The organism is Actinomadura parmotrematis, from assembly GCF_019458805.1.
Classification (GTDB): domain Bacteria; phylum Actinomycetota; class Actinomycetes; order Streptosporangiales; family Streptosporangiaceae; genus Spirillospora; species Spirillospora parmotrematis.
The window spans coordinates 29,206-41,716 of sequence record NZ_JAIBOA010000035.1; the positions used below are offsets into that span (position 1 = coordinate 29,206).

12 protein-coding genes are annotated in these 12,511 nt (G+C 75.8%); 7 read left to right on the forward strand and 5 right to left on the reverse strand.

The annotated features are described in order from the left end of the window. The first annotated feature begins 67 nt into the window (after nt 1-67). The gene (locus K1Y72_RS34420; RefSeq protein WP_220170724.1) at nt 68-493 is read left to right on the forward strand and encodes a hypothetical protein; all 426 of its coding nucleotides are present in this window, start codon (nt 68-70) and stop codon (nt 491-493) included. Beyond that, nucleotides 490-1,068 (forward strand): TetR/AcrR family transcriptional regulator, encoded by a 579-nt coding sequence (locus tag K1Y72_RS34425; protein ID WP_258574499.1) that lies wholly within the window; start codon nt 490-492, stop codon nt 1,066-1,068. Before K1Y72_RS34420 ends, K1Y72_RS34425 begins: the two co-directional genes overlap by 4 nt. 15 nt (nt 1,069-1,083) lie before the next feature. Here the strand turns inward: K1Y72_RS34425 and K1Y72_RS34430 are convergent, their stop codons facing one another. Beyond that, complete coding sequence (locus tag K1Y72_RS34430; RefSeq protein WP_308287367.1) at nt 1,084-1,680, reverse strand: TetR/AcrR family transcriptional regulator; 597 nt, start codon at nt 1,678-1,680, stop codon at nt 1,084-1,086. A 64-nt stretch (nt 1,681-1,744) separates the two neighbouring features. On the opposite strand from K1Y72_RS34430, the gene K1Y72_RS34435 reads away from it, so the two are divergent. Then, nucleotides 1,745-2,866: an NAD(P)-dependent alcohol dehydrogenase gene (locus K1Y72_RS34435; RefSeq protein WP_308287368.1), complete on the forward strand. Its 1,122-nt coding sequence runs from the start codon at nt 1,745-1,747 to the stop codon at nt 2,864-2,866. Continuing rightward, the gene (locus K1Y72_RS34440; RefSeq protein WP_220170727.1) at nt 2,863-3,903 is read left to right on the forward strand and encodes a TIGR03617 family F420-dependent LLM class oxidoreductase; all 1,041 of its coding nucleotides are present in this window, start codon (nt 2,863-2,865) and stop codon (nt 3,901-3,903) included. The genes K1Y72_RS34435 and K1Y72_RS34440 overlap by 4 nt, the downstream gene beginning before the upstream one ends. Here the strand turns inward: K1Y72_RS34440 and K1Y72_RS34445 are convergent. Continuing rightward, on the reverse strand, nt 3,885-4,640 hold the full coding sequence (locus K1Y72_RS34445) for an SDR family NAD(P)-dependent oxidoreductase (protein ID WP_220170728.1): 756 nt from the start codon (nt 4,638-4,640) through the stop codon (nt 3,885-3,887). The genes K1Y72_RS34440 and K1Y72_RS34445 overlap by 19 nt on opposite strands. Nucleotides 4,641-4,803: 163 nt before the next feature. Between K1Y72_RS34445 and K1Y72_RS34450 the strand changes: the two genes are divergently transcribed. Together K1Y72_RS34450 and K1Y72_RS34455 are read left to right on the forward strand one after the other, a co-directional pair. Beyond that, nucleotides 4,804-5,889, forward strand: coding sequence for a TIGR03857 family LLM class F420-dependent oxidoreductase (locus K1Y72_RS34450; protein ID WP_220170729.1), 1,086 nt, complete (start codon nt 4,804-4,806; stop codon nt 5,887-5,889). Beyond that, on the forward strand, nt 5,886-6,920 hold the full coding sequence (locus tag K1Y72_RS34455) for a phosphotransferase family protein (protein WP_220170730.1): 1,035 nt from the start codon (nt 5,886-5,888) through the stop codon (nt 6,918-6,920). Before K1Y72_RS34450 ends, K1Y72_RS34455 begins: the two co-directional genes overlap by 4 nt. Nucleotides 6,921-6,942: 22 nt before the next feature. Here the strand turns inward: K1Y72_RS34455 and K1Y72_RS34460 are convergent, their stop codons facing one another. Both K1Y72_RS34460 and K1Y72_RS34465 read right to left on the reverse strand, forming a co-directional pair. Next, nucleotides 6,943-8,169 carry a hypothetical protein gene (locus K1Y72_RS34460; protein ID WP_220170731.1) on the reverse strand — a complete coding sequence of 409 codons (1,227 nt, stop codon included), beginning with the start codon at nt 8,167-8,169 and terminating at the stop codon, nt 6,943-6,945. Between the two features lie 89 nt (nt 8,170-8,258). Then, nucleotides 8,259-9,047 (reverse strand): SigB/SigF/SigG family RNA polymerase sigma factor, encoded by a 789-nt coding sequence (locus K1Y72_RS34465; RefSeq protein WP_220170732.1) that lies wholly within the window; start codon nt 9,045-9,047, stop codon nt 8,259-8,261. A gap of 544 nt (nt 9,048-9,591) precedes the next feature. On the opposite strand from K1Y72_RS34465, the gene K1Y72_RS34470 reads away from it, so the two are divergent. Then, nucleotides 9,592-11,115: an alpha/beta hydrolase domain-containing protein gene (locus K1Y72_RS34470; protein ID WP_220170733.1), complete on the forward strand. Its 1,524-nt coding sequence runs from the start codon at nt 9,592-9,594 to the stop codon at nt 11,113-11,115. A 55-nt stretch (nt 11,116-11,170) separates the two neighbouring features. Here the strand turns inward: K1Y72_RS34470 and K1Y72_RS34475 are convergent, their stop codons facing one another. Beyond that, nucleotides 11,171-12,478: an MFS transporter gene (locus K1Y72_RS34475; RefSeq protein ID WP_220170734.1), complete on the reverse strand. Its 1,308-nt coding sequence runs from the start codon at nt 12,476-12,478 to the stop codon at nt 11,171-11,173. Between the last annotated feature and the right edge of the window lie 33 nt (nt 12,479-12,511).

Consider the following 12,511-nt stretch of genomic DNA (forward strand, 5'->3'; position numbering starts at 1 on the left):
GCTCGGTGGTGAGGAACATGTAGTCGGCGCGGGCCTCGGTGCTCGCGCGGCGGGCGAGGTCGTACAGGTGCGTGACGAACACGACGCGCACGCCGAGGTCGGTGAGGGCCGCCAGGATCTCACCGGCGATCGCGGACCCCTCGCGCTCGTTGGTGGAGGACAGCGACTCGTTGCAGAGCAGCAGCGCGCCGGGCCGCAGCCGGTCGACGGCGGCGCTCAGGCGCGCCGGCTCCTCGTCCAGCCGGCCGCTGGACAGGGCGAGCAGGAAGCCGCGGACGTGTCCGGCCGCGCCCGCGACCGTCTCGGCGATGCCGGCGATGACGCCGTGCTCGAAGGCCAGCCGGGCGAGCAGGGACTCGGCGCCCGCGAGGTAGCCGTCGTCGGCCTCGGCCCGCAGGGACGCGCAGAGGCGGGTGAGGCCGGGGGAGCGGAAGGCGGGATGATCGGAGATCGGAGGGGGTCCGGGCGGGCGCTGGTACAGTGCGCGCGATGATGCAGCGCCAGCCGCCGGGAGCGGCCCGGGAGCGGGTGCTGTCGGTCGCGCTGGACCTGTTCGCCCGGCACGGCGTGAACGGCACCTCCCTGCAGATGATCGCGGACGAGCTCGGCGTCACCAAGGCGGCCGTCTACCACCAGTTCCGCAGCAAGGACGACATCGTGCGGGCGGTCATCGCGCCCGCCCTGGAGCGGCTGCGCGCCGTCACCGAGGAGGCCGAGCGGCGCCGCCGCCGGTCCGAGCGCGCCGAGGTCGTCCTCGGCGGGATCATCGACCTGGTGGTCGACAACCGCCGGCTCGCCGCCGTCCTGCAGTCCGACCCCGCCATCACCACGCTGGTGCACGAGAGCGACGACGTGCGGGGCCTGGAGCGGCGCATCACCGCCCTCCTCGCCGGCGACGGGCCCGACGACGAGACGCTGCTCGCCACCGTCATGGTGAGCGGCGGCCTGCTCATCGCCGCCCGCGACCCGCGCCTGATGCACTTCGACGACGAGCGCCTCCGCCACAACCTGCACGTCGTCGCCCGCCGCCTGCTGCGCCTGCGGGCGCCCGCGCCGCCCCGCGCCTGAGCCCGGGAGCGCCCGTCAGGAGGCGCCGCCCGCGTACAGGTCGATGAAGCGGTCGACCAGGCGGTGGGTCTCGGAGACGGGACGGCCGTGGTAGACGGTCGAGGTCAGCAGCGAGTGGCCGAGCGCGTGCAGCATCGCGGCGGCGTCCTGCGGCTCGCGGACGCCGGCGGCCTCGAAGTCGCTCGCCAGCAGCATCCGCGCCCGCGCGCCGAGCCCGGCGAGGACCGCCTGCACCTCGGGGTCGGCGCTGGCCTGCAGCAGGATGTTGAGCTTGAAGTACTGCGGCCGCCGCTCGAACGCCGACACGATCGCGTGGATGCGGATGCGGGCGCGCTCCAGCCCGGACGCGGGCGGCGGGCGGCGGCGCTCGTGGTGGTCGCGCTCGGCCCACTCGCGCAGCACCACCGCGTACAGGTGCTCCTTGGAGGAGAAGTACCGGTAGAGCGTGCCGAGCGCGACGTCGGCGGACCGGGCGATCTCGCTGATGCGGATCCGCTCGTACTCCTGCCCCTCCAGGGCGTCGAACGCGGCGTCGATGATCCGCTGCCGGCGGGCGCGCTTGAACGCGGGCATGCCCCCGGGATCCGCCGCCGCCCCCACCTGCTCCGTCACCCGGGCGAGTCTACCGGCGGCGGCCATTATTGAAACGGGATACCCGTTCTTGTACGGTGCGCTCGTGACCGCCTCCCGCAGCGCGGTGCTGCGCGCCATCGACGCCCCCTACTCGATCGAGACGCTGGAGCTGGCCGGCCCGGGCCCCGGCGAGGCGCTCGTCCGCGTCGTCGCCGCCGGTCACTGCCACACCGACCTGTTCGGCCGGAGCGGACTGCTCGGCGACGCCTTCCTGCCCGCCGTCCTCGGCCACGAGGGCGCCGGCGTCGTCGAGGCGACGGGGCCGGGCGTGACGGCCGTCGCGCCCGGCGACCACGTCGTCCTCAGCTTCGACACCTGCGGCGCCTGCGCGGCCTGCCGCAGCGGCGCCCCGACCGACTGCGCCGATTTCGAGGCGCGCAATCTCGGCGGCCGCACCCCCGACGGGGGGACGAGCGCCCGGGACGCGTCCGGCGCGCCCGTCGCCAACCGCTGGTTCGGCCAGTCGTCGTTCGCCGAGTACGCCCTCGCCGCCGAGCGCGGCATGGTGAAGGTCGACCGCGACCTGCCGCTGGAACTGCTCGGCCCGCTCGGCTGCGGCGTGCAGACCGGCGCCGGCGCGGTCCTCAACCAGATGCGGCTCGCGCCCGGCCAGTCCCTCGCGGTGTTCGGCGCCGGAGCGGTCGGCCTGTCGGCCGTCATGGCCGCGCGGGCGGCGGGCGCCGGCGACATCGTCGCGGTCGACCTGAACCCGGCGCGGCTCGAACTCGCCGCCCGCCTCGGCGCGACCCGCGTCGTGGACGGCGCCGCGCCCGACGTCCTCGCCCAGGCGGCGGGGCCGTCCGGCGGGGTGGACTTCAGCCTCGACACCACCGGCGCCGCCGCCGTCATGGCCAACGCGGTGAACGTGCTGCGCCGCCCCGGCGCGTGCGTGCTCGTCGGTGCGGGCCTCGACGCGCTCACCGTCCACCCGCAGGCCCTCGCCGGCAAGACCGTCACCTACGGCTACGAGGGCCGCTCGGTCCCGCAGGTGTTCGTGCCGCGCCTCATCGGGCTGTGGCGGCGGGGCGCGTTCCCCTTCGACGAGCTCGTCACGACCTACCCGTTCGAGGCCATCGACCGCGCCGAGGCCGACGCGCTCGCCGGGACCGCCGTGAAACCGGTCCTGCTCATGCCCCCCGCACGCGAAGGAGACCGGGACCGATGAGCCCGAAACTCGACGTCATCCTGGCCGAGTCGGTCGCCGAGGCGGCGGACCGCGCGCGGGCGCTCCAGGGCACCGGCGTGGACGGGGTGTTCACCTTCGAGAACTCCCACGACGTGTTCTTCCCGCTGGTGGCGGCCGCGCCGGTCTGCACGCTGGACCTGCTCACCAACGTCGCGATCGCGTTCCCGCGCAGCCCCATGCACCTCGCCAACTCCGCCTACGACCTGCACCTGCTGTCGCAGGGCCGGTTCCGGCTCGGTCTCGGCTCGCAGATCCGCACCCACATCGAGAAGCGGTTCGGGTCGCGGTGGGAGGGCCCGGTCCCGCAGATGCGCGAGTGGGTGCTCGCCGTCAAGGCGATCCTGCGCGCCTGGCAGGACGGGACGCGCCTGGACTTCCGCGGCGAGCACACCGTCCACACGCTGATGACGCCCGCGTTCGACCCCGGCCCGAACCCCTACGGCGTCCCCAAGGTGCTCGTCGGCGCGCTCGGCCCGCGGATGAACCGGATGGCGGCCGAGGTCGCCGACGGCGTCCTGGTCATGCCGTTCAACAGCGCCCGCCACATGCGCGAGCGCACCATGCCCGCCATCGAGGCCGGCCTCGCCGCGTCCGGCCGCACCCGCGCCGACCTGGAGCTGACCGCCGAGGTCATCGTCGCCGTCGGCCGCACCGATCAGGAGATCGAGGCCGCGACGGCGGGCGCCCGCGCCACGATCGCCTTCTACGGCTCCACGCCCGCCTACCGGAGCGTCCTGGACGCCGAGGGGCTCGGCGACCTGCAGCCCGAGCTGAACGCGCTGTCCAAGCAGGGCCGGTGGGCGGAGATGACCGCGCTGGTCACCGACGACCTGCTCGCCACCTTCGCCGCCCACGGCACCCCCGAGCGGGTCGCCGCCGAGATCACCGCCCGCTACGGCGACTGCGACCGGGTCTGCGCGTTCTTCCCCGGCTTCCGCGCCCCCGACGACCTGGTCGCCGACCTCGCCGCCGCCCTGAAGGCCCGGCCCGCGGAGGCTCAGGCCATCCGCGGGTAGCGCATGGTGTGCGCGCCGCCGTCCACGAACAGCAGGTCCCCGGTCATCCACGCGCTGGCGTCCGAGGCCAGGAACAGCACCAGCGCGGCGACGTCGCCGGTGGTGCCGGTGCGCCCGAGCGGGATGTTGTCCAGGTAGTCGCGCTCCACCTCGGTGCCCATCAGCCCGGCGGTGAGCGGCGTGTCGATCAGGCCGGGCGCGACGGCGTTGACGCGGACGCGGCGCGGCCCGAGGTCCATCGCCGCGCACTTGGTCAGCATCTCCACGCCCGCCTTGCTCGCGCAGTAGGCGGCGAACCCGATGCCGGGCTGGCGCGCGTTCAGCGACGCCAGGTTGACGATGGAGCCGCCGTCCGCCATGTGCAGCGCCTCGTGCTTCAGCGACAGGAACACCCCCGTCAGGTTCAGGTCGATGATCCGCCGCCACTCGTCGGCCGGCAGGTCGGTGACCTTCCCGAAGGTGCCGGTGCCGGCGGAGTTCACCGCCGCGTGCAGCGGCCCCGACGCCTCCACCGCGGCGCGCACCGCCGCCTCGACCTGCGCCTCGTCGGTGACGTCGGCGGCGATCCCGCGGGCGCCGCCGCCGAGCTCGGCGGCCCGCGCGGCGACCGCCTCCGCGGACACGTCGACCAGGGTGACGGCGGCGCCCGCGCCCGCGAGCGCGCGGGCGCACTCCAGGCCGATCCCCGACGCCCCGCCCGTCACCAGGGCGTGCCTGCCGTCCAGCTCGCCGGCCATGCGCTCCTCCTGCTCTCCGCCGCCGGGCGCGGCGGGACGTTCCGGTCATCCGGGCGATGATCCCACCGGCCGCGGCCCTGCGGGGCCTTGTCCGCGAAGGCGGCCGACGGCTACCGTCCATATCGGGATTCTCGTTCTCATAATGGGCGCACCCGGGAGCGGCATGGAAGATCTCTGGGAACTCGGCTTCTACGGGCTGGCCGGGCACTCGGCCACCCCGCGCGACCTGCTGGACGAGGTGCGGACGGCCGAGGCCCTCGGCCTCGGCGCCGTCTTCGTCTCCGAGCGGTTCGCGACGAAGGAGGCCGCGACGCTGGTCGGCGCCGCCGCCGCCGTCAGCGAGCGCATCGGCATCGCGACCGGCGTCACCAACCACAACACCCGCCACCCGCTGCTGACGGCGACGCTCGCGACGACCGCGCACCGGCTGAGCGGCGGCCGGTTCGCGCTCGGCCTCGGCCGCGGCTTCGACCCGCTCTTCGACGTCATGGGGCTGCCGCGGGTCACCGGCGCCCAGCTCGCCGACGTGGCGGGCGTCCTCCGCACGCTGTGGCGGGGCGGCGCGGTGGTGGACCACCACGGGCCGGCCGGCGACTTCCCCTACCTGTCGCAGGACCCCTCGTTCGACGAGGACATCCCGATCATGCTGGCGGCGCTCGGCGAGCGCACCCTGGAGTTCGCCGGGGGCCTCGCCGACGGCGTCGTCCTGCACACCTTCTTCACCGACGAGACGCTCGCCCGGTCGGTCGCGGCGGTCCGCCGGGGCGCCGAGAGGGCGGGCCGCGACCCGGCGTCGGTCCGGATCTGGTCGGTGCTCGCCACCGTCGGCGACCACCTGCCCGCCGAGCGGCGCGCGCTGAAGCTGACCGGCCGCCTCGCCACCTACCTCCAGGGCTACGGCGACCTGCTGGTGCGCGTCAACGGCTGGGACCCCGCCGCGCTCGCCCGGTTCCGCGCCGACCCCCTCGTCGCCGGGTACACCGGCGCCTTCGACGCCACCGCCACCCCCGCCGAGCTGGACCGGCTCACCGAGCTGATCCCGGCCGAGTGGCTGGCGGCGTCGGCCACCGGGCCGCCCGAGCGCTGCGCCCGCCGCGTCCTCGACCAGCTGGACGCCGGGGCCGACAGCGTCATCCTGCACGGCGCCACCCCCGACGAGCTCGCGCCCGTCCTCGCCGCCTACCGCGCGGTCCGGCCCGAGCGCCTCGGCGCCCGCGCCTCCCTCAACCCCGGTGCGGGGCCGGCGTGAGCGCGGCCGTCGCCCAGGCGCCCGGGGAGCTCACCGCGCCCTGGCTGAGCGCGGCGCTCGGCCGCGAGGTCACCGCCGTGGAGTGCGAAGAGGTCGGGTCCGGGCAGCTCGGCGCCTGCTACCGCCTCACCCTCACCGGCGACGGCGTCCCCGCGACGCTGATCGCCAAGCTGCCGTCGCCCGACCCCGGCGTCCGCGCCCTCATCGCCCCCGCCTACCGCGCCGAGGTGCGGTTCTACCGGGACGTCGCGGGCACCGTGGCGACGCGCACGCCGCGCTGCCACTACAGCGCCGTCACCGAGGACGCCACCGCCTTCGTCCTGCTGCTGGAGGACGCCGCGCCCGCCACCGCCGGCGACCAGATCGCCGGGTGCGGCGCGGACCGCGCGGCCGCCGCCGTGGACGGCCTCGCGGGCCTGCACGGCCCCCGCTGGTGCGATCCCGCCCTCGCCGGGCTGCCCTGGCTCGCGGGCGACCTGTCGGCGGCGATGGGCGAGGTCTTCGCGCCCGCCGTCACGACGTTCACCGACCGCTTCGCCGGCGTCCTCGACGACGCCGACGCCCGCGTCCTGCACGACGCCGCGGACGCCATGCCGCGCTGGCTCGCCGACCGCTCCGGCCCGTCCGGGCGCTTCGCGCTCCTGCACGGCGACTACCGGCTCGACAACCTGCTCTTCCCGCCGGACGCCGGCCCCGTCATGGTCGTGGACTGGCAGAACCTCGGCCTCGGCCACCCCCTGCGCGACCTGGCGTTCTTCGTCGGCACCGCCCTGGAGCCCGCCGAGCGGGCCCGCCACGACGAGGCGCTCGCCGCCCGCTACCACGCGGGCCTCGCCGCCCACGGCGTCACCGGCTACACCGCCGACGACTGCTTCCGCGACTACCGCGCCTGCGCCCTGCAGGGCCCGCTCGTCACCGTCCTCGGCTGCGCCTACGGCACCCGCACCGAGCGCGGCGACGCGATGTTCCTCGCCATGATCCGCCGCGCCTGCGCCATGGTCCGCGACCTGCGCACCCTCGACCTGCTCTGACCTCCGTGCCCGTGCCCCCCGGTCAGCGGACGTAGAGGGGGAGGGAGCGGCGCGGCTCGAAGGCGAAGGCCGCCCCCTTGCTGATCTTGGTGACGGCGACCGGGCCCGGCTCGGGGGCGGCGGTGCCGGTGACGACGACGCGCGCGGTCCAGGCGGTCGGCGTCCCGGTGACCTCGACGTCCAGGTGCGGGTCGGCGGCACGGACGATCGCGCGGAGCGCGTCCGGGGCGTCCGGCCCGCAGAGCGCCGGCCAGCCGCCGTCCTCGTGCGCGGGGGACGGCGCGACGGTGACGGCGGCGCCGTCGCGGACCAGGTCCACGTAGGGCAGCGGGTTCATCAGCGGGTGCAGTTCGAGCAGCGTCGCGGCGTCCTCGGGGGAGGAGCCGAGGCCGAGCGCGCGGTGCAGCCGCTCGGCGGCGACGCCGGCGTGGCCGACGAGCTGGCTCAGCGCGATGCGGCGGAACAGCCCCTCGTCGTCTCCGGCGCGCGCGCGGACGGCGCGCTGGAACGACAGGTTCAGCAGGTGGTTCTGCAGCACGACCTCGTCGGCGATGCGGACGAGCGCCGAGTGCGAGAAGGCGGCGAAGTCCAGGTCGTCGACCAGCGCCCCGCTGTAGTCGGCGAGGCCGTCGCCCGCCGGGTCGATCGGGTCCAGGTCGAGGGTCGCCGCGCGCGTGCGCTCGATGTCGGCGAGCGCGGGGAGCGCTTCGACGACGGGGAAGGACGGGTCGATCTCGACGGTCCAGGCGCAGTGCGGCGTCCGGTCGGCGGGCGTGCGGGGCGGGCGGTGGACCGGCCGCACCTGCGCGCGCGGGTTGGTGGCGACGGCGGTGGCGTCGAAGGTGGGGTCCTCGATGTCGTGGCACATGTTCTTCACCATCGCCGGGCCCATCGGCTCGACGTCCAGCAGCGCCCCGCAGTGGTCGAGGTGGAAGGCGCCGTGCCAGGGGTCGGCGACGCTGTAGCGGAAGTCCATGAACTGCGGCGGCGCCCCGATGTCGAGCTGCATGCCCTTGAAGATCGTGGGGACGTCGTCGCCCTCGAACCGCAGCGCCCGCTGCATGCGCCGGGTGTAGATCGGGCTCGCGCCCGCCCACTCCTCGATCGCGACCTGAGTCATCTGCTCCTCGCCCCACGCCTCCAGGCAGTAGGGCATGCCGGCGCGGTCGATGAGGTGGCCGATCAGCAGCAGCTCGGGGACGAGCACGGCGAGCTCGGCGCGGCTCAGGGGGGCGTAGCGGCTGGGCATGGGCGGGGTCCTCCCGGGGTGGCGGCCACCTCAATCTAGGCAGTTGACCAGACACCTGTCCAGTAGGTGGCCGCCCCGGGCGCCCGCGCTCAGGCGGGCTGCTCCTCGACCTCGGCGCGGACCGCGGCGAGGCTGTCGCGGATGAGCCGCGAGACGTGCATCTGCGACAGCCCGACGATGTCGGCGATCTCGCGCTGGGTCTTGTTGCCGTGGAAGCGCAGCAGCAGGATGTGCCGCTCGCGCTCGGGCAGCCGCCGCAGCGCCGGGCGGACGGCCTCGCGCGCCGCGACCAGGTCCATCTCCGGCTCGGGGTCGGCGATCGTCTCGCCGATCGTCGGACCGTCGGGGTCGTCGTCGGCGCGCCGGTCCAGCGACCGCGCGTGGTAGTCGTCGCCCGCGGTGATGGCCTCGACGACCTCCTCCTCGCTGAACCCGAGGTCGCCGGCGAGGTCGGCGACCGTGGGGGAGCGGCCGAGCGTCTGGGTGAGGCGCGGGCGGGCCTCGTTGACGCGGGCCCAGCGCTCCTGCACCTCGCGCGGCGGCCGCATCGTCCAGCCGCGGTCGCGGAAGTGCCGCTTGATCTCGCCGGTGACGGTCGGCATGGCGAACGCCATGAAACGGTTGCCGCGGCCCGGGTCGTAGCGGTCGACGGCGGCGATGAGGCCGATCATGCCGACCTGGAACAGGTCCTCGGCCGCCTCGCCGCGCGACCCGAACCGGCCGGCGACGGCCCGCACCGTGCGGGTGCAGGACAGGATGATCTGCTCGCGGAGCCGCTCGCGGCGCGGGTCGCCGGGCGGCAGCGCCTTCATCTCGGCGAGCCGCTCCTCGATCCCCGGCGGGACCGGAGCGGGCTGGAAAGCGGTGGGAGCAGACATGGCAAGGTCCTCCGATGTGTCTCTTCCGCTGTTCTGCGGGGGAAGTCGTCTCGCCGGGGTGCGTCAGACCGGCACCGCGGCGCCGGGCGGGCGGGGGCCCTGCGGCGCCGGGTCGGCGGTCGCGCGAACGCCTAGGGGGGAGCCGACTCCGCTGGATGCGGAGGAGAACCGGGGAGGGAGGGCGGCAGGCTGCGGGAACGGTGCGCCCGCAGAGCCGCCCTTCGCGCGGAAGGACGGAACGACGGGCACGGGCGTGCTCTCCATGCACGTCACTGCGGTTCCGGACACGGCGTACCTCGCTCCAGGCGGAGTCGTTCGAGGGCCGCGCTTTTGGACCCGTTCCTTGTTCTCCATCCTCCCGCGCAGCCGGGCGGTCAAACCCGGCAGAACGGCAAGCCTGCATCAAGGCAGGTCGACGGGGGGACGGGCGGCCCGTGCGGGCGGGCCTTTCCCGGACCCTGGCGATTTTCCCGATTTTCGGCCGGCGGGGCCGCCCGACACTGTGCTTCCACGACGCCTCTCACCCCCCTCCCGGAGGTCACCCGTGCGCACACCCGCCCGCTCCCCCTGGCGAAGGGCCGCCGCCGCGGTCCTCGGGGCGGTCCTCACCGCCGCCCTGATCGCCGCCCCGCCCGGCGCGCCCGCCGAGGCCGCCGCCGCGAGCCCCGCCGTCACCACCCCGCCCGCAGGCACCCACGGCTTCCCGTTCCTCGCCGCCGCCGAGGATCTCGGCTCCTACGGCTACACCGAGAACGAGTACTTCATCGCCGGCACCGCTTCCTCCTACGCCAAGTCCGGCCTCTGGACGTCCGACGGCCGCTGGCGGGTCCGCCAGTCGGGACAGGCCGCCTACAAGACCCGGCTGCTCGTGCGCCGCCCGACCGACCCGGCGAAGTTCAACGGGACCGTCGTCGTCGAGTGGCTGAACGTCAGCGGGCAGATCGACCTGTCGCCCGACTACTGGTTCGAGCGCGACGAGCTGCTCCGCAAGGGCTACGCCTGGGTCGGCGTCTCGGCCCAGTCGGTCGGCGTCAACGGCGGCCTCGGCGACATCAAGGGCCTCAAGGGCTGGGACCCGGCGCGCTACGGGAGCCTCGTGCACCCCGGCGACGCCTACGCCTACGACATCTTCTCCCAGGCCGGCCAGGCCCTGCGCACCCCCGACGGCCCCGACCCCCTCGGCGGCCTGAAGATCAGGACGCTGCTCGCCGACGGCGAGTCGCAGTCGGCCGGCCTCATGACCACCTACGCCGACGCGATCCAGCCGGTCGCGGGCGTCTACGACGGCTTCCTCATCCACAGCAACAGCGCGATCGCCGCGCCCATCAGCGGCGACATCCTCGACACCCTGGCGATGCCGAACCCCTCGCGGATCCGCACCGACCTGACCGTGCCGACGTTCGTGGTGCTGACCGAGACCGACGTCCCGGTCGCCTCCCTGGCCCGCCAGCCCGACACCTCCCGCGTCCTGCACTGGGAGCTCGCCGGGACCGCGCACGGCGACCAGTGGGCCTACGACCTCGGCAACCCGACCGTGCAGAAGTCGGCGGGCGCCGCCGCGCCGCAACCCGACTGCGCGGCCGGTTCCGCCCCCTACAACGACGGTCCCGGCCACTGGTCGATGAACGCCGCGCTGCGCGGCCTCACCGCCTGGGCGCAGGGCGGCGCCCGCCCGCCGAGCGGCGCCGCGCTCAGCACCAACCTGCGCGACCCGGCCACCGGGCTGGCCGCCGGCGGCGTCCGCCTGCCCGACGTCACGGTCCCGACCCGCACCCTCACCGGGGAGCGCGACACCTCCGGCGGCGGCGTGTTCTGCGGCCTGTACGGGGCGCGCGACCCGTGGAACGGCGACGCCGACGCCTGGGACCGGCACGACGCGGGCGACCCGTCCGACCCGTCCTTCCCGCGCACCGCCGAGCCGTCGCTGAGCCGCCTCTACCCGACGCACGCCGACTACGTCGGCAAGGTGCGGGCGGCCGCGGACGCCTCGGTCCAGTCGGGCTACCTGCTGCCCGAGGACGCGGCGGCGATCACCGCCGCCGCGCAGGACTCCGCGATCGGCGGCTGATCCCGCCGCGAGTCCGGCCGGCCCCGCACGCTCCCGGCGGGGCCGGCCCCGCGCGTCAGCGCACCGAGCGGATCGGCGCGACGGCGAGCGCCCCCGCGACGGCGAGCGCGGCGCCGACCAGGAACAGCGCCCGGTAGCCGCCGAGGTGGGCGATGACGAGCCCCGCCGCGAAGGGCGCGGCGATCTGCGGCCCGGCCGCGGCGATGTTGAGCACGCCAAGGTCCAGGCCCGCCCGGTCGGCGCCGGGCAGCACCCGCGTCAGCAGCGCCTGGTCCACCGCCAGATAGGAGCCGAACGCGACGCCGACGAGCAGGAACCCGGCCGCGAGGCCGCCGGTGCTCGGCGCCGCGTACATGACCGCGAAGGCCGGCAGGAACCCGGCGGCGGCGACGATGACGAACGGCTTCAGCCGCCCCGCCCGGTCGGCCAGGTACCCGGCGAGCGGCGCCATGACGATGACGCCGGCGCCGAGCGCGGCGTTCAGCAGCGCGACCTTGCCCTCCGCCCGGTCGTCCGGCACGCCCGCGTAGTCCTGGAGCATGTAGAGCGCGTAGCCGCCGACCATCGCGTAGGCCAGGAACAGCGAGGCGCGGCTGGCGAACCCCCACCAGAAGTCGCGGCGCACCCCCGGCGCGGCGCCGCCCGCGTCCGGGACGTCGTCGGTGCGTCCCGCCGGCGCAGGGGCGGGCCGGTCGCGGGTGGTGGCGACGAACAGCAGCGACGCGGCCAGGACGACGCCCGCGAGCGCGGGGTAGCCGCCGATCCCGGCGACGGCGGGCCCGGCGACCATGCCGAGCACCATCGCCAGCCCGACCGCGCCCGAGGCGGTGCCGCGGCGCTCCACCGGCACCCGCTCGGCGAGGGCGGCGGTGACGCCGGCCTGCATCGCGTTGCCCGCCGCCTGCACCGCCGACCAGGCGAGGACCAGCAGCGGGACGGCCCCGATCCGGCCGACCGGCGCGATCAGCGCGGCGGCCGCGACGCCGCCGCCGAGCACCCAGGCGTTGCGGCGGCCGAGCCGCGAGCGCGTCCGGTCCGACAGGTGCCCGGCGACCGGCTGGGCCGCCGCGGCGACCACCGCGGCGATGCCGGTGACGGCGCCGAGGACGGTGACCTTGCCGTCCCCGCCGGTGATCCGCTCGACCTGGCGGGGCAGCAGCAGCGCGAGCGCGCCCATGAACATGGTGTAGAGCCCGAACATCGCCAGGCCGAGCGAGGCGACGTTCCAGCGCCCGGCGCGGGCCGGCAGGGACGCCGGGGGCGGCGCCGCGACGATCGCGGGCGCGGGGACGGGCGCGGGGACGGGCGCCGGCCCGGGAAGGGCGGGGCCGGGGACGGCGCCGGAATCGTCGGTGAAGGCCAAGGCGACCCTCCGGATCGTGCGTGGGGTGGGACG

Bases quoted from the DNA above. Each gene is read 5' to 3' on its own strand.
- K1Y72_RS34425 (WP_258574499.1), top strand. From the start codon at position 490: ATGATGCAGCGCCAGCCGCCGGGAGCGGCCCGGGAGCGGGTGCTGTCG.
- K1Y72_RS34440 (WP_220170727.1), top strand. From the start codon at position 2,863: ATGAGCCCGAAACTCGACGTCATCCTGGCCGAGTCGGTCGCCGAGGCG.
- K1Y72_RS34445 (WP_220170728.1), bottom strand. From the start codon at position 4,640: ATGGCCGGCGAGCTGGACGGCAGGCACGCCCTGGTGACGGGCGGGGCG.
- K1Y72_RS34450 (WP_220170729.1), top strand. From the start codon at position 4,804: ATGGAAGATCTCTGGGAACTCGGCTTCTACGGGCTGGCCGGGCACTCG.
- K1Y72_RS34460 (WP_220170731.1), bottom strand. From the start codon at position 8,169: ATGCCCAGCCGCTACGCCCCCCTGAGCCGCGCCGAGCTCGCCGTGCTC.
- K1Y72_RS34465 (WP_220170732.1), bottom strand. From the start codon at position 9,047: ATGTCTGCTCCCACCGCTTTCCAGCCCGCTCCGGTCCCGCCGGGGATC.